This is a genomic window from Pseudomonas sp. PA15(2017), assembly GCF_001945395.1.
Taxonomy (GTDB): domain Bacteria; phylum Pseudomonadota; class Gammaproteobacteria; order Pseudomonadales; family Pseudomonadaceae; genus Aquipseudomonas.
This window is the reverse complement of record NZ_MSXV01000058.1, coordinates 288,469-309,558: the sequence shown is the minus strand read 5'-3', so window position 1 is coordinate 309,558 and position 21,090 is coordinate 288,469. Positions and strand designations below refer to the sequence as shown.

The window sequence follows — 21,090 nt, the reverse complement described above, 5'->3', positions numbered from 1 at the left end:
GCGCCGCGAAGCCCGGATTAGAGGGGCTGGTAGCCGGTGACGAGATCGATCCGCAAGCAAAATGGAGATAGTTTTAGTAATAATTCTATCCATGACGTCGAGTCGATAGCTAAGCATAATCGAAGACGTTTCTTGGTTGGATTTCAAGGGCTTCGTCCGCAAAAACAAGTCGAACGCTCAGGGTAATTCGCCAGTCAGTTACAGCGGGTCGCGCGATGTGCGGACACCAGATCGTAACCGGCTTGGCAATGCTCCGAGCCGGACTGCCGCAAGTGGTTTCTCCGCTTGCCGGGTTGGCATCACGCACACCATTGCAGGGATCGGCCGGACGCCAGGCGACCGGTATTCTGGCACACACTAACTGGCCGTCAGGCTACATGGCGGGGTTGTAGAAGGGGCTTAGTGTATGGCGCTTGCGCTGATAATCGCCTTACCATTTTTGGGCATTTTTCTTCCGCTGCTGGCTGACCGCATGGGGCGGTCGCTCTGCGCACTCGCCGCTGCGCTCGGCCCAGCCGCCGCTCTGGTGTTGCTGTGGCTGCAGCAGCCGGCGGTATTCGCTGGCGACGTGAGGGTGGTCAGCATTCCGTGGCTGCCCGACCTGGGGCTCAACCTGAGCTTGCGCCTCGATGGCCTGGGCTTTCTGTTCGCCCTGATGATTCTCGGCATCGGTCTGCTGGTGATTCTGTATGCCCGTTATTACCTGAGCAAGCAGGAACCCATGGGGCGTTTCTTCGCCTACCTGCTTCTGTTCATGGGCGCCATGCTGGGCGTGGTGCTGTCGGAAAACATGCTGCTGATGCTGGTGTTCTGGGAGCTGACCAGCCTTTCGTCGTTCCTGCTGATCGGTTTCTGGAGTGGCAGCTCGGACGCCCGTCGTGGCTCGCGCATGGCGCTGACTGTCACTGGTGGCGGGGGGCTGGCGCTCCTGGCCGGCATTCTGCTGCTGGGCAACATCGTCGGCAGCTTCGAGCTGAGCGAAGTACTGGCGGCGGGCGATGTCATTCGCAGCCACGGCCTGTATCCGATCACCCTGATTCTGATCCTGCTCGGTGTATTCACCAAGTCAGCGCAGTTCCCGTTCCACTTCTGGCTGCCCCAGGCCATGGCCGCGCCCACGCCGGTTTCCGCCTACCTGCACTCGGCAACGATGGTCAAGGCGGGGGTATTCCTGCTGGCACGTTTCTACCCGGCCCTGGCAGGTACGGAATGGTGGTTCTATCTGGTCAGCATGACTGGTATGGCGACTCTGCTGTTCGGCGCGATCATGGCGTTGTTCCAGCACGACCTCAAAGGGCTGCTGGCCTACTCGACGATCAGCCATCTGGGTCTTATTACCCTGTTGTTCGGCTTCAATACCGACCTGTCCTCGGTCGCCGCGGTATTCCACATCATCAATCACGCGACCTTCAAGGCCTCGCTGTTCATGGCGGCCGGTATCATCGACCACGAGACCGGCAGCCGCGACATGCGCCGTATCGCCGGGTTGTGGAAGTACATGCCGCACACCGCCGTGCTGGCCATGGTGGCCGCCTCGGCGATGGCCGGGGTGCCGCTGCTCAACGGCTTCCTGAGCAAGGAGATGTTCTTCACCGAGACGCTCAATCAGGATCTGCTGGGCATCTTCAACTGGATGATTCCCACTGTGGCGACCTTGGCCGGGGTGTTCTCGGTCGCTTATTCGCTGCGTTTCATCCACGACGTGTTCTTCAATGGCGAGCCCAAGGATCTGCCCAAGTATCCGCCCCACGAGCCGCCGCGCTACATGAAGATTCCGGTAGAGATTCTGGTGTTCCTGTGCCTGCTGGTGGGCATGTTGCCGGCCTACACCGTGGCGCCGTTGCTGGCGTCGGCAGCCAGCGCCACCCTGGGTGGGGAAGTGCCGTACTACAGCCTGGCGATCTGGCACGGCTTCAACGTGCCGTTGGGCATGAGCGTAGTCGCACTGATCGGCGGCATCATCGTCTATGCCTGCCGCGAGCCGCTGTTTCGCTGGTACAACGGCATGCCGGAAATGGACGCCAAGGAAATTTTCGAGTTGCTCAACGCGCGCCTGGTCAAGAGCGCCCGTTGGGTGACCAAACTGCTGGAAAGCGGCTCCCAGCAGCGTTACGTGGCCTTCCTGCTGCTCTGCGCGCTGATCCTGATCATCACCGCCCTGTCGCCGATGGAATCGCTCAGTGGTGATGTGCCGTTGACGCCGCTTGATGGCCTCACCGTGCTCGGCATGGCCGTGCTGTGCGTGATGGCCCTGCTGACCGTGGTGTTTCACCGCAATCGCCTCAAGGCGCTGATGACCCTGAGCTGCGCCGGCCTCATGGTGGCGCTGGCGTTCGCTCGCTATTCGGCGCCGGATCTGGCGTTGACCCAGTTGTCGGTAGAGGTGGTGACCATCATCCTGCTGGTGCTGGCATTGTTCTTCATGCCCGATCGCACGCCCGTGGAGTCGAGCAGCCTACGTGGCCTGCGCGACGTACTGCTGGCCGGTGGCACCGGCATCGCCGTGGCGCTGTTGGCCTATGCGGTGATGACCCGGCCGTACGACAGCATCTCGTCGTTCTTCATCGAGAATAGCGTCAGCGGTGGTGGCGGCACCAACGTCGTCAACGTGATTCTGGTCGACTTCCGCGGCTTCGATACCCTGGGCGAGATCAGCGTGCTGGCCATCGCCGCGATCGGTATCTACGGCCTGCTGGCTGGACTGCACCTGCCGCATCCGCTGACCGACCCGAACGGCAAGCCCTGGTCGCGGGACAGTCACCCGATGATTCTCGACAGCATCGCACGCATTCTGTTGCCGATGGCACTGCTGGTGTCGGCATTCATCTTCCTGCGCGGGCATAACTTGCCCGGCGGCGGCTTCATCGCCGGCTTGATCACCGCCATCGCGCTGATCCTGCAGTACGTGGCCCACGGCGTGGAATGGACCCAACGGCGCATGCCCTGGAGCTACCACAGCATCGCTGGTCTAGGCGTGCTGATCGCCGCGCTGACCGGCCTGGGCAGTCTGGCTTTCGGGGCACCGTTCCTGACTTCGGCGTTCGACTATTTCCACCTGCCGCTGATAGGCAAGTTCGAACTGGCCACCGCGCTGCTCTTCGACCTGGGCGTCTACCTGGCGGTGGTCGGTTCCACGCTGCTGATCCTCTCCAACATCGGCCACGTCAGCCAGGATGAAACCAGCAAGGAGGTACTCTGATGGAAGCGCTATTCGCCATCACTCTTGGCGTGCTGGCCGCCAGCGGTGTTTACCTGCTGATGCGCGCACGCATCTACCCGGTGGTCATGGGCCTGACCCTGATCTCGTACGCAGTCAACCTGTTCCTGTTCGCCATGGGCCGCTTGAGCACCGGCGTGCCCGCGGTGATCGGCAAGAGTGCCGAGTACGGCGACCCGATTCCCCAGGCACTGGTGCTTACCGCCATCGTTATCGGCTTCGCCATGACCGCCTTCGTGGTCGTGCTGTCGCTGCGCGCCCTCGGTGAACTGCGCACCGACCACGTCGACGGCGAGGAGTCGCGCTGATGAATCATGCGTTGATCCTGCCGATCCTGATTCCGCTGTTCACTGGCAGCCTGTTACTGATTCGCTCGCAACTGTCGATTACCGCCAAGCGTTGGGTGTCGCTCCTGGCCACTTGGTCGTTGCTGCCGCTGAGCGTCTGGCTGGTAATGCAGGCAGACGCCGGTGCGCTGCAGGTCTACGCCCTGGGCAACTGGCAGGCGCCGTTCGGCATCGTCCTGCTGCTCGATCGCCTGGCAGCGTTGATGCTGCTGGTGACCGCGGCGCTGGCCAGTTTCGCCGTGCTTTACGCGGTCCGTGGCGACGACGAGCGGGGCCCCAACTTTCACGCGCTGATGCAGTTCCAACTGGTCGGCATCAACGGCGCTTTCCTGACCGGCGATCTGTTCAACCTGTTCGTATTCTTCGAGATCCTGTTGATCGCCTCCTACTCGCTGCTGGTCTACGGCGGTGGGCCGAGGCGCATCAAGGCAGGTATGCATTACGTGGTGCTCAACCTGGTGGCATCGTCGTTCTTTCTGATTGGCATTGGCATCCTCTACGGCCTGCTCGGAACGCTGAACATCGCCGACCTGGCATTGAAGGTGACCGAAGCCGATCCAGACCGCCAGCATCTGCTCGCCGCTGCCGGCTATCTGCTGTTGATCGTGTTCGGCCTCAAGGGCGCCATCCTGCCGCTGTATTTCTGGCTGCCCAATGCCTATGCAGCGGCCACGGCGCCGGTTGCGGCGTTGTTCGCGGTGATGACCAAGGTCGGACTGTACGCGATCATCCGTGTGTTCACCCTGGTGTTCGGCAGTGAGGCGGGGCAACTGGCTCATCTGGTCGATTACCTCTTGTGGCCATTGGCGGTATTGACCCTGCTGCTGGGTGTGACTGGCGCGCTGGCGGCGCGTAGCCTCGGCCGGCTGATCGGCTACCTGGTGATCGTGTCGGTCGGTACCCTGTTGGCGGGTGTCGCACTTGGCAGCGTGCAGAGCCTCGGTGCAGCGCTCTACTACCTGATTCACAGCACCTGGATCTGTGGAGGCCTGTTCCTGCTGGCCGATATGCTGGCCCGTCAGCGCGGCGAAATCGGCCTGCGTCTGCGCAAGGGGCCGCAGCTGCTGCAAGCCAAATTGCTCGGCGGGCTGTTCTTCATCGGCGCGATTTCGGTCGCCGGCTTGCCGCCGTTCTCCGGTTTCCTGGGCAAGCTGATGCTGCTGCGCTCAGTGGAAACCGGCTGGCAGGCTTTGGTGCTCTGGCCGGTGGTGCTGGTGGGCGGCCTGGGCATGATCATCGCCCTGGTGCGTGCCGGCAGCACGTTGTTCTGGCGTTGTACGGGCGAGCCTGCGCCAAATGCCGAGTTCGATCGCGTCCGCGTGCTGGCGACCATCTGCCTGCTGGCGGGCGGTCCGCTGCTGGTCGCGGCAGCGCAGCCGGTTCACGCGTACACCCAAGCCGTCGCCCAGCAGTTGCTGGATGTAGACAGCTACCTGCAGATCGTGCGCGGAGGTGAGCGATGAGCCTGTCCCGTCTATTTCCCCATCCCATGCTCACCGTGCTGCTCACGGTGATCTGGCTGTTGATGGTCAATGCACCCAGTTTCGGCCATTTGCTGCTGGGCGCGTTTCTCGGTTGGGCCATCGCTCTGCTGTGCAGCGGCTTCATGCTTGACGTGCCCAGGCTGCGCCGCCCGTTGCTGCTGTGCCGCTACCTGCTGATGGTGCTTTGGGACATCGTGATCGCCAACCTGCACGTTGCCCGCCTGGTACTCGGGCCCACGCGCAAGCTGCGCCCGGCGTTCGTCGAGGTGCCCATGGAAATCGAGAACGAATTCATGCTCTCGGTGCTGGCCTGCATCGTGTCGCTGACACCTGGCACCGTGTCCTCGGGCCTGAGCAGCGATCATAAGACCCTGCTGCTGCACGGCCTGGATGTGGCCGACGACCAGGCGCTGATCGCCGAGGTCAAGTCACGCTACGAAGCCCCGCTGATGGAGATTTTCGAATGCTCGCCTACGTGATTCCCTTCTGCATGGCACTGATGGGCGTCGCCGTGACGCTCAACGTGATCCGCCTGGTGCGCGGCCCGGACATGCCCGACCGGGTGCTGGCGCTGGACACGCTGTATATAAACGCCCTGGCGTTGATCGTGGTGTTCGGCATCTGGCTGCAATCGGATCTGTTCTTCGAGGCGGCACTGCTGATCGCCGTCATGGGATTCGTCGGCACCGTGGCAGTGGGCAAGCACCTGCTGCACGGCGAAATCATCGACTGAGGAGGTTATTGCCATGCCATTCTGGATCGAAGCACTGGTGGCGTTCTTTCTGCTGGTCGGCTGTTCGTTCGCACTGATCGGCGCCATCGGCCTGTATCGCCTGCCAGACTTCTTCACCCGCCTGCACGGCCCGACCAAGGCCACCACGCTGGGAGTTGGCAGCATGGTGGTGGCGTCAATGATCTTTTTCAGCAGCCATACGGAAGGGCTGAGCTTCCACGAACTGCTGATTACCCTGTTCCTGTTCATCACCGCACCGGTCAGCGCGCACATGCTTGCCAAATCGGCGATGCAGGAGAAGGTCAAGCTGGTACGGCGTACCCGCGGGCGTCCCTGGGAATCCTGAACCGGGCTGCTACCTTGCTGCCCAACTGTGCCTGCCGGCAGAGTCGAGCAGAGCCTAGACTGCGTCTGTTCCCATTCCTTGTGAGGTTCGGCAGATGCAGTGGCAGCCAAGGGCGGCAACCGCCGCCGATATCGAAGCGCTCCTTGCGCTGATCCTCGAACATGGCCCCAACCCCTGGAACCACCTGCCGCCGGCCGAAGTGGCTGCTCACCTGCAGGGCATCGCCGATGGCAGCAGCCATGCGCTGCTGGCCGTGAAGTAAGGCGCGCTGCTGGGGTTCGTCAGCCATGTGCGTACCCGGCGCTTTCGTTCTCACCAGCCTGACAGTCGTATCGATGCCGAGCACGCTTACACCTGCGAGGCAGTGACCCATCGTGATGCCGCGGGGCAGGGCATCGGCTCGGCGTTGCTGCGCCAGGTGGTGGCGGACATCCAGGCAGCTGGCATTGCCGATATCTACATCGACCGCCATGAGGAAAACGCCGCCTCGGCCGGGATGATGCGCAAGGCCGGCTTCGTCGAGATCGCCTCTTTCGCCGATCCCGAGCGCCGCCCCAATGGCTCGCGGAACACCACTCTGTGCCGCTGGCAGGCGCCTTAGTGGGCCTGTTCGGCCATCAGCGCACGTGCCAGACCTTCGGCGACACGGATTCCGTCGACGCCTGCCGACAGGATGCCGCCGGCATAGCCCGCGCCTTCCCCGGCCGGGAACAGACCGCGTACGTTGAGGCTCTGCAGGTCTTCTCCACGAGTGATGCGCAGTGGCGATGAGGTGCGCGTTTCGATACCGGTCAGCACCGCGTCGTGCAGGTCAAAGCCCCTGATCTGTTTGGCAAAAGCCGGCAGCGCCTCGCGAATCGCTTCGATGGCGAAGTCCGGCAGCGAGGGGGCCAGGTCACCGAGCTTGATGCCCGGCTTGTAGGAAGGCTCGACGCTACCCAATGCGGTGCTCGGCTTGCCGGCGATGAAGTCACCGACCAGTTGGCCAGGCGCCTCGTAGTTGCTGCCGCCGAGTACGTAAGCGTGGGATTCCAGGCGCTCCTGCAGTTCGACGCCAGCCAGCGGGCCGCCGGGATAATCCTGCTCCGGGGTGATGCCGACCACGATGCCCGAATTGGCATTGCGTTCGTTACGTGAGTACTGGCTCATGCCGTTGGTGACGACCCGGTGCGGCTCGCTGGTGGCCGCTACCACGGTGCCGCCCGGGCACATGCAGAAGCTGTACACCGAGCGGCCGTTCTTGGCGTGGTGCACCAGCTTGTAATCGGCTGCACCGAGTTTCGGGTGGCCGGCATATTTGCCGAGGCGTGCACGGTCGATCAGCGACTGCGGGTGCTCGATGCGAAAGCCCACCGAGAATGGCTTGGCCTCCATGAATACGCCACGCTCGTGCAGGGCACGGAAGGTGTCGCGCGAGCTGTGGCCAAGGGCCAGGATGACGTGGCGGCTGTGCACCTGCTCGCCGTTCTCCAGTTCGACACCAACCAGTTGGCCATCTTCGATCAGCACGTCGCTGACGCGCTGCTGGAAGCGCACTTCACCGCCAAGGGCCTTGATCTCTTCGCGCATGGTGGCCACCACACCGGTCAGGCGGAAGGTACCGATATGCGGCTTGCTGACGTAAAGGATCTCCTCCGGCGCACCAGCCTTGACGAACTCTTCCAGCACCTTGCGCCCGTAGTGGTTGGGGTCCTTGATCTGGCTGTACAGCTTGCCGTCGGAAAAGGTGCCGGCGCCGCCCTCGCCGAACTGCACGTTGGACTCGGGATCGAGCACTTTCTTGCGCCACAGGCCCCAGGTGTCCTTGGTGCGCTGGCGCACTTCCTTGCCACGTTCCAGCACGATGGGCCTGAGGCCCATCTGCGCGAGGAGCAACGCCGCGAAGATGCCACATGGGCCGAAGCCGATCACCAGCGGGCGCTGGGCAGGGTGCTGTTCGGCGCTGACGCTCAGCGGCTTGTAGCTCACGTCCGGGGCGATGCCGAGATTGCGGTCATTGGCCAGGCGTGCCAGCAGCGCGGCCTCGTCGCGCACGTTGAAATCCAGGGTGTAGATGAACGGCATGTCGCCAGACTTCTTGCGGGCATCGTAGCTGCGCTTGAACACGCTGAATGTGAGCAGTTCGTTGTCATCGATGCCCAGGCGCTCGACCAGGGCCGGGCGCAAGGCGTCATCGGCGTGATCGAGGGGCAGTTTCAGTTCGGTGATGCGCAGCATGAGATCGTCCTTTCAGGGCCGGAGGCAACCCGGCAGCTTTTTCGAGGGCGGCGATTATGGACGAAAAACCTCAGACAGGCTGCAGTTCGCGTAATGCAGTCGACGGGTAGCTACGTGATCCGATGTGTCGCGAGTCTTCAGCGCCACGTCACTGAACAGACGCTCATGGTACGCAAGGGAAGCTCGCATGCATTCGAACAGGACGCTCAAACTGGGGTATTTGGCAGGATTGATCACGCCCTTGTGGCTGATTCTGGGCGTGGCCGCCGCCGGTTCTCTTTATCCGGGTTACAGTCACATCGATCAGGCCATGAGCCAGTTGGGTGCCGAAGGTGCACCCACGCAAAGCCTTTCGCCAGTGATCAACAATTTCCCACTCGGTGTGCTGTTTATATTGTTCGGTACCGCCGTGGCGCTGAGTTTCCGCAGCCGTTGGGCGCGCCTGAGCGGCCTGCTGATCATGCTTCATGGCCTGGGCAGCTTCGGCACGGGCTACTTCGCCTGTGACCCGGGTTGTGCGCCCGAGAACCCTTCGGCCAATCAGAACCTGCACAACCTGGCAGGGCTGATCATGGCTTTCAGCCTGTTGCTGGCGGGTGCGCTCTGGGTATGGCTGGGCCGCCGCCTGCTCACCTCGCCAGGCTTCGCCGTGTTTTCGCTGTTCTGCACGCTGGCATCCCTTGGCGCCTTGCCACTGATGGCCGCTGCACTGGAGAGCGGTCACGGCTTTGGCCTGTATCAGCGCATCAACTACGGTGCATCGCTGCTGTGGGTTGCCGGGCTGGCATGGATGCTGATGCGCCGTCCCTGCACCTGACTCGCGTTTGCTTACGATTTGTCGATGTTCCCCATCCGCGGAGTTGCTAGGGTCTTAAGCCTATCTTCTGTAGGTATATCGAGGTGCGTGATGAGCAGACGACCCTGGACCGAGGGAACGCCGGCGAGTGTGTTGCTGGCCACTGACCTCAGCGTGCGTTGCGACCGCGCGTTGGACCGTGCGGCGCAACTGGCCGGTGAATGGCAGGCGCTGCTGGTCGGCGTTAATGTGCTGGAAGGCGCCCAGGCGCCGGATCTGGTATTGGGCTGGGTGGGTGATCGGGATGACGCCAGCCTGGCACGTTTCGCCGAGCAGCAGTTGCAGGAGGATCTGTCGGGCCTGGACGTGCAGGTGCGTCTGCGTGTCGAACGGGGTGAGCCCGTCCAGAGCATTGCCAAGGCGGCACGAGAGACCGGTAGCGCACTGGTGATCACCGGCGTGGCGAGCAACGCGTTATGGGGCCGCCTGCTGCTCGGCTCGACGGTCGAGTTGCTGGCCCGGCAATTGCCGCAGCCCTTGCTGGTGGTGCGCCGCCGGCCGCGGGGGCGCTACGAGCGCATCCTCGTGGCTACCGATTTCTCCGATTCGTCGCGCCATGCGTTGCATGCGGCTGCGTGCTACTTCCCGGATCGCGAGCTGGTGCTCTATCACGCCACCGAAGCGCCGATGTCCGACCGTATGGAACGAGTGATCGATGAGCGGGCACGCCAGCACATCGAGGAGGGCGATTACGCCGCCTTCCTTGCCGCCGGCGAGCTGCCGGAGGAGGTGCGCAAGCGTACCCGCATTGTCATCGAACAGGGCTCGCTGGCCGCTTCACTGAATCACTACGTGCGTGAGCATGGCGTCGATCTGGTAGTGATGGGTACCCATGGGCGCAGTGGGCTGATGAACGTGCTACTGGGCAGTGCAGCCAGCGAACTGCTGCAGTGGGTGCCGTGCGATACCCTGATCGTGCGCGCGCCGCGCGCTGACGACTAAGCGCTGGTGCGCGCGTTCATCCATTGCTGTCGCTGCTCGGCAGTATGAAAGGTCCAGGCCACGAAGCGGCTCTGCTTCTGGCCCTGGCTCATTTCCACGGTGCGGGTGTCCACGGCGCCGACCTTCTTCAGCGTGGCGTGTACGCCGGGCAGGTTGCCGGCCTTGGAGATCAGCGTGCTGAACCACAGCACCTGGTCACGATGCTCGGCGCTTTCGCCGATCAGACGCACCACGAACGCTGCTTCGCCACCTGGGCACCACAGCTCGGCTGCCTGGCCGCCAAAGTTGAGCACCGGCAGTTTGCGCTTGGGATCGAGCTTGCCGAGGTTGCGCCATTTGCGCTTGCTGCCGCTACTGGCTTCGGCTGCCGAGGCGTGGAACGGCGGGTTGCAGAGGGTCAGCTCGAAGCGTTCGTCGCTCTGCAGTAGGTTGGTGAAGACGTGCCCGGCATCGGCTTGCAGGCGTAGTTCGATCTGATCGTGCAAGCCAGTGTTCGCTTGCACGATGGCCGTTGCCGAGGCAATGGCCTCGGGCGCGATGTCCGCGCCCAGAAAACGCCAGCCGTACTCGCGGTTACCCAGCAGCGGGTAGATGCAGTTGGCGCCTACGCCGATATCCAGTGCCCGTACCGCTGCACCGCGGGGAATTTCACCACCGTTGTCATCGGTAAGCAGATCAGCCAGATAGTGCAGGTAATCGGCACGCCCCGGAATCGGCGGGCACAGGTAATCCGTCGGAATGTCCCAGTGCGTGATGCCATAGAACTGCTTGAGCAGTGCGCGATTGAATACCTTCACCGCTGCCGGGTTGGCGAAATCGATGCTCTGATTGCCATACGGATTGATGATCACGAACGCCGCCAGCTCCGGGCTGGCCTTGATCAACGCCGGGAAGTCATAGCGGCCCTGATGACGGTTGCGTGGGTGCAGCTGACCCTTTTCGGGTGACGGGGCGGGCGATTTCGGCGGACGTTTGGCGGGCATGCTGATGGGTCACACAAAGGGTGGTGGCGTATTTTCCCACAGGCGCCAGTGTCGCGCTTGCCCGCGTTGCACTGACCTCCCGCCAAACCCAGGAGCCGCCATGCGCAGCAGGCAGGACGCGCACTGACCCAGGTCAAGAGCCCGGCAACAGTCCAGCCCTAGACTGGCGCTATCTGGAGAAATGACAGGGAGGCCGAACATGGCCTATCTCAGTTGGAGCGATGATCTGAACACCGGTATTGCGGTGATCGATGGCCAGCACCGGCGCATTGTCGACATGATCAACGAGCTGTATGCCGCGCAGCAGAATGGCGTGCCGGAGGGTGTGGCACTGGTGATCGAGGAGCTGGTCGACTACACCACCTCGCACTTTGCCTTCGAGGAAGCGATGCTCGAAGAGGCAGGCTACGTGTTTACCAAGGCTCACAAGCGGGTGCACGACATCTTCATCAAACGGGTCGACGACTACCGTGCGCGTTTCAAGCAGGGCGAAGACGTCTCCGACGAATTGCGTAGCCTGCTCGGGCGCTGGCTGTTCGGCCATATCCGCAACGACGATCAGAACTACGTGGCCGCCGTGACTGAAAATTTGCGTCGCCTCGCTGCCGACAAAGCCGAAGACGGTTGGCTGAGCCGTGCCAAACGGCGCTTCTTCCGGGCGGCATAGAGATTGTCGCAGGCCATTGGCGCGCTTCTGGGGGCGCGCGCGATGCGTGGGAAATCACCGGCACGGCCCGTTCCCACAGCCCATGCGCCAATGTCCGGTCGCACCACTAAAGCGGAAATATCCACGGCACCATCACCACGCTGACGATCATCACCAGAATGCTGAACGGCACGCCGATACGCACGAAATCCCCAAAGCGATACTGACCAGGCCCCAGCACCAGGGTGTTCACCGGCGAAGAAATGGGTGTCATGAACGCTGCCGAGGCGGCGAGGGCGACGGTTATTGCGAATGGTAGCGGCGATACGCCCAGCGCCTGAGCGGTGGCGATGGCCACTGGCGCCATCAGCACGGCAGTCGCGGTGTTGGAGATGAACAGGCCGATCAGGGCGGTAACCGCGAACAGGCTGGCGAGGATCACCCGTGGCCCGGCGTTGCCGAGGGCGCCTACCAGACCGTTCACTGCCAGGTCGATGCCGCCGGTTTTCTGCAGGGCCAGGGCGAACGGCAGCATGCCGACGATCAGGATCAGGCTCGGCCAGTGGATGGAGCGGTAGGCGCTGGGCATGTCGATACAGCGGAAGGCACCCATCAGCAGGCAACCGATCAGCGCGGCCATGACGTTGGGTACCAGGCCGCTGATCATCAGCGCGACCATCACCGCCAAGCTCAGCAGGGCATAGGGCGCCTTGCGCGCGGCGGGCGCCACCTCGTCCACTTCGGCGGGCAGGCTGAGCACCAGAAAGTCACGGTTGAGGCTTTGCAAGTGGTGAATCTGCTTCCAGCTGCCGGCCACCAGCAGGGTGTCAGCGTGGGTCAGTTTTTCGTCCACCAGCAGGCCTTCCAGCGCCTGGCCGTGGCGACGCAGGCCGACCACGTTGAGCTTGTAGCGGCTGCGCAGCCCCAGCTCCTGAATGCTCTTGCCCGGCAGGTGCGACTCCGGCGGCATGGCTACCTCGGCCAAGCCCAGTTCGTGAGAATGCACGCTGTAGTAGGAGTTGCGCAGCGGCAGCGCTTCCAGGCCCAGTTCCTGATAGGCGCCGAGTACCGCAATGGCCGGGCTGGCCAGGTCGACCAACAGGACGTCGCCGGGCAGCAGCTGGGTGTTGCCGGTGGCCATCAGCAACAGGGTGCGAAATTGCCGCTGGCGCTCCACCGCAATCACGTTGATGCCATAGTGCGAACGCAGTTGCAGCTCGTCCAGCGCCTGGTTGGCCAGTGGCGAGTCGGCACGCACCCGCAGGCGCCGCTCGCGCTCGTTGAGACGATAACTGGCGGCCAGATCGGCGAGCGTCAGGCGTGGCGGTGCCGAGGCGTCGCTATCGACGTCACGCTGCAGCCAGCGCCGCGTGGCAAGCATGTAGAAAACCCCAAGCACCAGCACGGCGAGGCCGATGGGCGTGAAACTGAAGAAACTGAAACCCGGCAGGCCGGCACGCAGCAGCTCGCTGTGCACCACCATGTTCGGCGGCGTGGCGACCAGGGTCAGCATGCCACTGATCAGGCCGGCGAAGGCCAGGGGCATCATCAATCGCCCCGGCGCGATCTTCAGCCGCGCTGCCACACCGAGTACCACCGGAATGAAGATCGCCACCACGCCGGTCGAACTCATCACCGAGCCCAGCCCGGCCACGGCCACCATCAGCAGGATCAGCAAGCGGGTTTCGCTGCTGCCGGCCTTGGCCACCAGCCAGTCGCCGAGGCGATAGGCGATGCCGGTTCGCACCAGACCTTCGCCGATCACGAACAGTGCGGCGATCAGGATCACACTGGGGTCGGCGAAACCGGCCAGGGTTTCCTGGATGGTCAGCACGCCGGTCAGCGGCAGGGTGACGAGGATCATCAAGGCGACCACGTCCATGCGCGGTTTGTTGATGACGAATAGCACAACGGCCGAGAACAGCAGACCGAGTACCATCAGCAGATCGAGGTTCATTTGCGCTCCTTGCCGGGGGATTTTCAGAGCCTGCTTTCAACGCAGCGGTGTCGACGCGCAGCAGCCTTTGAGCAGGTTCTCAGGGATAGCCCAGCACCGCCTTGATCTTCTGCAGGTTGGCGGCGATCCAGCGCTTGTCGATGGCGCCCCAGTCGCGGATCAGATAATGGCCGGCATTGTTGCGCTCGCCATCCAACTGCTGGAATTCGCAGCGGATATCCAGTTCCTCCAGGGCGCTCAGGGTGTCCTGGGCAGTGCGCCGGGGCATGCCGGTGGCGGCCATCAGGGCGGGCACGCTATCGGCACTGCCGCTGTCGATCAGCCAGGCGACGTAGAGGCGGCGGTAAAAGCTGGTCTTGGTCTTGCTCACGTCCATTTGCATCGTCCGATCATGTGAAGAGTCGAGAGCATACTGCCTGATGCGACACGGCATGCCCATAAACGAAAACGGCCCGCCGGGTTGTTACCGCGGCGGGCCGTTTCTTCGCTGCACTGGCTTACAGGCTGGCGATCTTGCCGCGCTGCTCCAGCAGATTGGTCAGGGCCTGTTCGGCCTCGGCCAGCTTGGCGCGTTCCTTCTCGAGCACTTCGGCCGGTGCCTTGGCGACGAAACCTTCGTTGGCCAGCTTGCCGCCGACCCGCTTGGCTTCGCCTTCCAGGCGCTGGATTTCCTTGTCCAGACGCGCCAGCTCGGCTTGCTTGTCGATCAGGCCGGCCATGGGTACCAGCACCTGCATGTCGCCGACCAGGGCGGTAGCGGACATCGGCGCCTGTTCACCGGCAGCCAGTACCTTCACCGACTCGAACTTGGCCAGCTTGTTGAGCAGCGGGGCGTTGTCGTCGAGGCGGCGCAAGTCTTCGGCATTGGCGTTGGCGAGGATGACGTCGATGCGTTTGGCCATGGAGATCTTCATCTCGCCACGGATCTGTCGTACGCCGAGCATCAGTTGCTTGACCCATTCGATGTCGCCTTCGGCGGCCGCATCGATGCGCGTTTCATTGGCCACTGGCCACGGCTGCAGCATCAGCGTATCGCCGCTGACACCGGCCTGGCCCTTGATACGCTGCCAGATTTCTTCACTGATGAAGGGCATGAACGGGTGCGCCAGGCGCAGGATCACTTCCAGCACGCGTACCAGGGTGCGGCGGGTGCCACGCTGGCGCTCGATGGGCGCGCCCTCGTCCCACAGCACTGGCTTGACCAGCTCCAGGTACCAGGCGCAGTACTCGTCCCAGACGAATTCGTAGAGCGCCTGGGTGGCCAGGTCGAAGCGGAAGGCGTCGAGGTGGCGGGTCACGTCCTGCTCGCAGCGCTGCAGTGCGGAGATGATCCAGCGGTCGACCGGCGACAGATCGACAGCTTCGCCGTTGATGCCGGTGTCCTGGCCATCGGTGTTCTCGATGACGAAGTTGGCGGCGTTCCACAGCTTGTTGCAGAAATTGCGATAGCCCTCGACGCGGCCCATGTCGAACTTCACGTCACGGCCGGTGGTGGCCAGCGAGCAGAAGGTGAAGCGCAGGGCATCGGTGCCGTAGCTGGCGATGCCTTCCGGGAATTCGGCCTTGGTCTGCTTGGCGATCTTCTCGGCGAGCTTGGGTTGCATCATGCCGCTGGTGCGCTTGGCCAGCAGGGTTTCCAGGTCGATACCATCGACGATGTCCAGTGGGTCGAGCACGTTGCCCTTGGACTTGGACATCTTCTGGCCCTGGCCGTCGCGCACCAGGCCGTGCACGTAGACGGTCTTGAACGGAATCTGCCCGGTCAGGTGGGTGGACAGCATGATCATCCGGGCGACCCAGAAGAAGATGATGTCGAAGCCGGTGACCAGCACGTCGGTCGGATGATGGCTCTTGAGCAGATCGGTCTGCTCGGGCCAGCCGAGGGTCGAGAAGGTCCACAGGCCGGAGCTGAACCAGGTGTCCAGCACGTCGTCGTCCTGGCGCAGGGCGATATCACCGAGCTTGTACCTGGCGCGTACTTCCGCTTCGTCACGACCGACATAGACGTTGCCGAGCGAGTCGTACCAGGCTGGAATACGGTGGCCCCACCACAGCTGACGGCTGATGCACCAGTCCTGGATGTCGCGCATCCAGCTGAAGTACATGTTCTCGTACTGCTTGGGCACGAACTGGATGTCGCCGCTCTCGACCACTTCGATGGCCTTTTCGGCCAGCGGCTTGGTGGAAACGTACCACTGATCGGTCAGCCACGGTTCGATGATGGTGCCGGAGCGGTCGCCTTTCGGCACCTTCAGGGCGTGGTCGTCGATCTTTTCCAGCAGGCCGGCGGCCTCGAAGGCGGCAACGATCTGCTTGCGCGCTTCGAAGCGGTCGAGGCCAGCGTATTCGGCGGGCAGGCTGGCATCGAGCAGGGCGTTGACGCTGCCATCGATGTTGAAGATCTGCGCGCCTGGCAGAACGGCGGCGTCCTTGTCGAAGATGTTGATCAGCGGCAGGTTGTGGCGCTTGCCGACCTCATAGTCGTTGAAGTCGTGGGCCGGGGTGATTTTCACGCAACCGGTGCCGAACTCGGGGTCGCAGTAATCATCGGCGATGACCGGGATACGGCGGCCCACCAGCGGCAGCTCGACATAGTGGCCGATCAGGTGCTTGTAGCGCTCGTCCTCCGGGTGCACGGCAACGGCGGCGTCACCCAGGGCGGTTTCCGGGCGCGTGGTGGCGACGATCAGGTAATCGTTGCCTTCGGCGGTCTTCTTGCCGTCGGCCAGCGGGTAGCGCAGGTTCCACAGGTGGCCTTTCTCGTCGTGACTTTCCACTTCGAGGTCGGAGATCGCGGTGTGGAACTTGGTGTCCCAGTTGACCAGGCGCTTGCCGCGGTAGATCAGGCCGTCCTCGTGCAGGCGCACGAAGGCTTCCTTGACCGCTTCGGAGAGGCCGTCGTCCATGGTGAAGCGCTCGCGCGACCAATCCACCGAGCTGCCGAGGCGGCGGATCTGCCGGGTGATGGTGCCACCTGACTCGGCTTTCCAGTCCCAGACTTTGTCGAGGAATTTCTCGCGGCCCAGATCATGACGATCGATGCCCTGAGCAGCCAGCTGACGCTCCACTACCATCTGGGTGGCGATACCAGCGTGGTCGGTGCCCGGCTGCCACAGGGTGTTGCGACCCTGCATGCGGCGGAAACGGATCAGCGCGTCCATGATCGCGTTGTTGAAGCCGTGGCCCATGTGCAGGCTGCCGGTAACGTTCGGCGGCGGGATCATGATGGTGTAGGGCTCACCCGAACCCTGCGGAGCGAAGTAGCCTTGCGCCTCCCAGTTTTCGTACAGGGCGGTTTCGATGGCGTGGGGCTGGTAGGTCTTGTCCATGCGCGGCGGGACCCTTCTGGCGTCTGATCGGAAAAGCCGAGCAGTATAACGGAGCGCCGCACAGTTTTCTTCCGCTCTCGCGGCTATCGGTCGAGCGGAAAATGCCGTTATCGCAGGGGGAAGGTCAGCGACGCGGAGGCAGCAGGCGATTTAAGCGCGCCTGCAGGCGGCGCTTGAGTTCGGCCTCGATCTGCGGCACGAAGTCGTCGATCACATCCTGCAGCAGCAGCTGTGCGGCGGCGCGCAGCTCGGTGTCCAGGCGGTTGATCTCGTTGTCACGGCCAATGGCGCGCTGCACGGTCTGGCGCAGCTCGTCCTCGGAAGCGATGCCGGCGGCGCTGACCGGAGCGGCGGATTGTGCGGCGAGTACCGGCTCGGGGGCGCGCACCACGTCGGAGAGCACAGGGATGTCGTCCGGGTCGAACTTGTCGGTCAGCAGCGGTGGGTCGAGATCGTCATCGAGCAGTTCGCGAATCGATTCGAGATCGCTCAGCAGGGCGCCGGGTTTGTGGGGAGGGTTCAGGTTGTCCATGGCAGGGGTCTACAGTTCGACACGTTTGGGATCATAGCCGCGCTGCCGGTAACTGCGGAAATTCTCCCGGCAGGCGGTCAGCAGGTCGGGTTCCTGGTTGACGATTTCGATCACCCGGCTGAAGCGGTCGATATGCGGGCTGAGCGCGCTGCTGAGGTTGATCAGCACCGCTTGCTGCGCCGCTGGCTCTTCGTCCAGGCCGATCACCACTGGCCCGTGCGGATCATCCTGATGCAGGCCATGGGGGATGAAGCTTTCCTGACGGACTCGCCAGAGCAGCTCATCGAGCTCGTGGCATTGCGCGCTGTCGCGACCACGCAGGAACACCGGCAGGCCGGCTCGCCAGGCTTTGCCGGCGAGTTGGCAGGCAGCGCGCAGACGTTCGGCTGGAGTGGCCGACGACAGTACATAGAATTCGATTCGGGGCATGGCGGCAAGTGTCGGGCTTCAAGCGGCAAGCTTCAAGCGAAAAGCGTATTGGGCAGTTTTGTGCAGTGCAGGGTAAGCCGCGGGCGAGGGTGGCCGCGGCGGTCACCCTCGGAGCGCTGGTGGTCAGGCTGGTACGCGGTCGAGCAGGTACTGGGTGAGCAGCGGCACCGGGCGGCCAGTGGCGCCTTTGTCCTTGCCACCGCTGACCCAGGCGGTACCGGCGATGTCCAGGTGAGCCCATTTGTAGGCTTTGGTGAAGCGCGACAGGAAACAGCCAGCGGTGATGGTGCCGGCTTTTGGTCCGCCGATATTGGCGATGTCGGCGAACGGGCTGTCCAGTTGTTCCTGGTATTCGTCGTACAGCGGCAACTGCCAGGCGCGGTCGTCGGCCTGGCGGCCGGCGGCGAGAATCTGGTTGACCAGTTCGTCGTCATTGCCCATCAGACCGGAAACATTGCTACCCAGCGCGACGATGCAGGCGCCGGTGAGTGTGGCGATGTCGATCACCGATTGCGGCTTGAAGCGCTCGGCATAGGTCAGGGTGTCGCACAGCACCAGGCGGCCTTCGGCGTCGGTGTTGAGGATTTCCACGGTCTGGCCGCTCATGGTGGTGACGATGTCCCCCGGCCGTGTGGCGCCGCCACTGGGCATGTTCTCGGCACAGGCCAGCAGGCACACCAGGTTGATCGGCAGTTGCAGTTCGAGCACGGCGCGCAGGGTACCGAACACGCTGGCCGCACCGCCCATGTCGTATTTCATTTCATCCATGCCGGCTGCCGGCTTGATGCTGATGCCGCCGGTATCGAAGGTGATGCCTTTGCCGACGAGGGCGTGGGGCTTGTCGCCTTTGTTGCCGCCGTTGTATTGCATGACGATCATTCGCGGCGGCTGCTCACTGCCCTGGCCCACGGCCAGGAAGGCGCCGGCGCCAAGGGCCTGCAGCTTCTTCTCATCGAGAATTTCGACCTTGAGGTTCTTGTGCGCCTTGCCCAGTTCCCTGGCCTGCTCGGCGAGGTAGCTGGGGTGGCAGATGTTCGGTGGCAGGTTGCCCAGATCCTTGGTCAGCGCCATGCCGATGGCGATGGCGCGCGCCTCGCGGGTGGCGCGCTCGACGGCGGCGGTATCGGCCTTGTCGGTGACCAGGGTGATCTTCTTCAAGGCACCGGGCGTTGCCTTCTGGCTCTTGAAACGATCGAACTGATAGCCGGCATCCGCCAGGCTTTCCACCAGCAGGCGGGCCTTGCCGTAGGCATCACGGCCTTTTACCTGCACATCCTGCAGGGCCAGCAGTGCATCGCTGCCGGCAAGATTCTTCAGCACGCCATAAACGGCAGCGATCAATTTGCGCAGTTGGCGGTCAGACAGTTCGGCGTCCTTGCCCGTGCCGACCAGCAGCACGCGCTCGGCCTTGAGGTTGGCCACGCCATGCGCCAGCAACGTCTGGCCAGGCTTGCCCGCCAGGTCGCCGCGCTTGAGCAAGGCGGCGATGGCACCGCCGCTGGCTGCGTCCACTGCCTTGGCAGTGGCGCCGAGTTTGCCGCCCTCACCAACAGGGATGACCAGGGTGGCGGTTTTCAGTGTTTCCGGGCGAGCGCTTTTGACGATAAATTCCATGCGTGGTGTCCCCAAGACAACGAGTCGCGAATGCAGGATGATTTACAGGTTTTACGCTAACGCCTTGTATCTAAAGGCTTTTAGGTGACTTCCTGTTTTTCGTGTACCGATTTTGTACCAGTTGCGTTAGTCGATAGCTTAGCCAGCTCTGACCAGTCGCCGTCCGAATTGATCCATTCAGCGTAGGTGCTCAGCAGCACTTCTATCGTGTGACCGAGCTGGTTGGCAATGAAGGCCACGTTCATCCCAGCCATCAGGCACATGGTCGCGTAAGTGTGCCGGGTATCGTACAGCCGACGCTGGCGGATGCCCAGCGCCTTCACGGCTGCCTGGTAGTAGCCATTCGGCCCGGTCGGGTCGACCATCTGTTCGCTCTGTTGCGCCGGCGGGAACACGAACTCGCCGGCCAGCTTGATGCTCTTGCTCACTTCCTTCGCTCGTTCCAGCGCATGCATGGCCCGGTCGTTCAACAGTACGTTGCGCGTCTTGCGGTTCTTGATGCGCTCGGCCACGCCGCCGTCGACCGCAATCCTGCATATGTGGGCGACGCGCTTCTTCAGATCCACCTCCTCCCATTTAAGCGCGCGTATCTCTCCTGGCCGCATGCCGGTGTAGAACGAGAACTCGATGTAGGCCGCATAAATCTCGGTTCGCTTGCCTGCCAGTGAGCTGTACAGCTGCTCGATCACCTGGTCGGCCTCGGCCTGGGTGAACGGGTTCAGCTTGCGCTTGCTCTTGCGTGGCAGATCCATACCGGCCGCTGGGTTTCGTTCCAGCAGGCCGTCATTCACCGCCGACTTGAACACGGCCCGGATCCTGATCAGCGCTGTGCGCTTCGCGTTCGGCGATTCCCACTCGGTGTTTGCCACTACCTTGCGGATGTCCGTCGTGCTGATCGCCGTGAGCGGCAGCGGCGCGAAGTAGGGCATCCAGTGGTTGTTGAGGGTGGCCAGGTAGTTTGCCCGCGTGCCGTTGACGATCTCGCGAGTGTTCAGCCACAGCTGGGCGTACTCGCCGAAGGTCGACGCGGTGCGGCTGGTGACGTAGCTGGTGTTCGGGAACAGGGCCAGGTACTTCTCGTCGTCCATCACGCCCAGCTTGATCAGCTTGACTACTTCAGCACGTAGATTGGTTGCAGCTTTGATGCCGGCCTGCGATTGCGAGAGGTGGCTGAGCGTCTCGCACCGCCGGACGGGGTCGGCGCCCTTCCAGCTGAATCGGATGCGGATGGTATCCCCAACGAACTCAACTCCGGTGGACAGGTCCAGGTGCTTTCCAGCCATTCGTCGTACCTTCTCTTGCTGTAAATGATGTCGCCGTTGATCTTGTTCCAGACGCCGTGGGGGATCTTGCCCTTGAGGCGCCTGGTCTGGAGTGCTCGGAAGGTCAGGCCGAGGTGTTCGGCCATAGCCCGCTCCTCGAGCTTGTCTGGCTCGAAGTCCAGCTGTTCGGCTGCGC

The 21,090-nt window shown here is 63.1% G+C and carries 18 protein-coding genes and 1 pseudogene; 10 read left to right on the top strand and 9 right to left on the bottom strand.

All coding sequences use genetic code 11. The features are described 5' to 3' along the window. The first annotated feature begins 406 nt into the window (after nucleotides 1-406). The 7 genes and pseudogenes from BVH03_RS23175 (at nucleotide 407) to BVH03_RS23145 (ending at nucleotide 6,728) form a co-directional block, all read left to right on the top strand. The gene (locus tag BVH03_RS23175; protein ID WP_075963376.1) at nucleotides 407-3,199 is read left to right on the top strand and encodes a monovalent cation/H+ antiporter subunit A; all 2,793 of its coding nucleotides are present in this window, start codon (nucleotides 407-409) and stop codon (nucleotides 3,197-3,199) included. Further along, the gene (locus BVH03_RS23170; protein WP_075931343.1) at nucleotides 3,199-3,525 is read left to right on the top strand and encodes a Na+/H+ antiporter subunit C; all 327 of its coding nucleotides are present in this window, start codon (nucleotides 3,199-3,201) and stop codon (nucleotides 3,523-3,525) included. Before BVH03_RS23175 ends, BVH03_RS23170 begins: the two co-directional genes overlap by 1 nt. After that, nucleotides 3,525-5,027 carry a monovalent cation/H+ antiporter subunit D gene (locus BVH03_RS23165; RefSeq protein ID WP_075963375.1) on the top strand — a complete coding sequence of 501 codons (1,503 nt, stop codon included), beginning with the start codon at nucleotides 3,525-3,527 and terminating at the stop codon, nucleotides 5,025-5,027. The genes BVH03_RS23170 and BVH03_RS23165 overlap by 1 nt, the downstream gene beginning before the upstream one ends. Next, on the top strand, nucleotides 5,024-5,527 hold the full coding sequence (locus BVH03_RS23160; RefSeq protein WP_075963374.1) for a Na+/H+ antiporter subunit E: 504 nt from the start codon (nucleotides 5,024-5,026) through the stop codon (nucleotides 5,525-5,527). The genes BVH03_RS23165 and BVH03_RS23160 overlap by 4 nt, the downstream gene beginning before the upstream one ends. Then, the gene (locus BVH03_RS23155) at nucleotides 5,512-5,781 is read left to right on the top strand and encodes a K+/H+ antiporter subunit F (protein ID WP_013792415.1); all 270 of its coding nucleotides are present in this window, start codon (nucleotides 5,512-5,514) and stop codon (nucleotides 5,779-5,781) included. Before BVH03_RS23160 ends, BVH03_RS23155 begins: the two co-directional genes overlap by 16 nt. Before the next feature lie 13 nt (nucleotides 5,782-5,794). After that, on the top strand, nucleotides 5,795-6,127 hold the full coding sequence (locus BVH03_RS23150; RefSeq protein ID WP_075931340.1) for a Na+/H+ antiporter subunit G: 333 nt from the start codon (nucleotides 5,795-5,797) through the stop codon (nucleotides 6,125-6,127). Nucleotides 6,128-6,221: 94 nt separating this feature from the next. After that, a pseudogene (locus tag BVH03_RS23145) lies at nucleotides 6,222-6,728 on the top strand (N-acetyltransferase family protein). On the opposite strand, the gene BVH03_RS23140 reads toward BVH03_RS23145, so the two are convergent. After that, nucleotides 6,725-8,344: an NAD(P)/FAD-dependent oxidoreductase gene (locus BVH03_RS23140; protein WP_075963373.1), complete on the bottom strand. Its 1,620-nt coding sequence runs from the start codon at nucleotides 8,342-8,344 to the stop codon at nucleotides 6,725-6,727. The pseudogene BVH03_RS23145 and the gene BVH03_RS23140 sit on opposite strands and share 4 nt — an antisense overlap. A 187-nt stretch (nucleotides 8,345-8,531) precedes the next feature. On the opposite strand from BVH03_RS23140, the gene BVH03_RS23135 reads away from it, so the two are divergent. Continuing rightward, nucleotides 8,532-9,161 carry a DUF998 domain-containing protein gene (locus BVH03_RS23135; RefSeq protein WP_075963372.1) on the top strand — a complete coding sequence of 210 codons (630 nt, stop codon included), beginning with the start codon at nucleotides 8,532-8,534 and terminating at the stop codon, nucleotides 9,159-9,161. 90 nt (nucleotides 9,162-9,251) lie between these two features. After that, nucleotides 9,252-10,142, top strand: coding sequence for a universal stress protein (locus BVH03_RS23130; protein ID WP_075963371.1), 891 nt, complete (start codon nucleotides 9,252-9,254; stop codon nucleotides 10,140-10,142). On the opposite strand, the gene rlmF is transcribed toward BVH03_RS23130, so the two are convergent. After that, nucleotides 10,139-11,125: a 23S rRNA (adenine(1618)-N(6))-methyltransferase RlmF gene (gene rlmF / locus BVH03_RS23125; protein WP_075963370.1), complete on the bottom strand. Its 987-nt coding sequence runs from the start codon at nucleotides 11,123-11,125 to the stop codon at nucleotides 10,139-10,141. The two genes, BVH03_RS23130 and rlmF, sit on opposite strands and share 4 nt — an antisense overlap. Nucleotides 11,126-11,324: 199 nt before the next feature. On the opposite strand from rlmF, the gene BVH03_RS23120 reads away from it, so the two are divergent. Next, nucleotides 11,325-11,792, top strand: coding sequence for a bacteriohemerythrin (locus tag BVH03_RS23120; RefSeq protein ID WP_075963369.1), 468 nt, complete (start codon nucleotides 11,325-11,327; stop codon nucleotides 11,790-11,792). Nucleotides 11,793-11,898: 106 nt separating this feature from the next. On the opposite strand, the gene BVH03_RS23115 is transcribed toward BVH03_RS23120, so the two are convergent. From BVH03_RS23115 to BVH03_RS23085, 7 genes are all read right to left on the bottom strand, one after another. Next, nucleotides 11,899-13,728 (bottom strand): SLC13 family permease, encoded by a 1,830-nt coding sequence (locus BVH03_RS23115; protein ID WP_075963368.1) that lies wholly within the window; start codon nucleotides 13,726-13,728, stop codon nucleotides 11,899-11,901. A gap of 79 nt (nucleotides 13,729-13,807) precedes the next feature. Then, nucleotides 13,808-14,104 carry a helix-turn-helix domain-containing protein gene (locus tag BVH03_RS23110; RefSeq protein ID WP_075963561.1) on the bottom strand — a complete coding sequence of 99 codons (297 nt, stop codon included), beginning with the start codon at nucleotides 14,102-14,104 and terminating at the stop codon, nucleotides 13,808-13,810. A gap of 121 nt (nucleotides 14,105-14,225) precedes the next feature. Next, nucleotides 14,226-17,057, bottom strand: coding sequence for a valine--tRNA ligase (locus tag BVH03_RS23105; RefSeq protein ID WP_075963367.1), 2,832 nt, complete (start codon nucleotides 17,055-17,057; stop codon nucleotides 14,226-14,228). Between the two features lie 124 nt (nucleotides 17,058-17,181). Further along, nucleotides 17,182-17,589, bottom strand: coding sequence for a DNA polymerase III subunit chi (locus BVH03_RS23100; protein ID WP_075963366.1), 408 nt, complete (start codon nucleotides 17,587-17,589; stop codon nucleotides 17,182-17,184). Nucleotides 17,590-17,598: 9 nt separating this feature from the next. Further along, on the bottom strand, nucleotides 17,599-18,018 hold the full coding sequence (locus tag BVH03_RS23095) for a DNA polymerase III subunit chi (protein WP_075963365.1): 420 nt from the start codon (nucleotides 18,016-18,018) through the stop codon (nucleotides 17,599-17,601). Between the two features lie 123 nt (nucleotides 18,019-18,141). Next, complete coding sequence (locus BVH03_RS23090; RefSeq protein ID WP_075963364.1) at nucleotides 18,142-19,632, bottom strand: leucyl aminopeptidase; 1,491 nt, start codon at nucleotides 19,630-19,632, stop codon at nucleotides 18,142-18,144. An 80-nt stretch (nucleotides 19,633-19,712) separates the two neighbouring features. Next, on the bottom strand, nucleotides 19,713-20,915 hold the full coding sequence (locus BVH03_RS23085; protein ID WP_075963363.1) for a tyrosine-type recombinase/integrase: 1,203 nt from the start codon (nucleotides 20,913-20,915) through the stop codon (nucleotides 19,713-19,715). Between the last annotated feature and the right edge of the window lie 175 nt (nucleotides 20,916-21,090).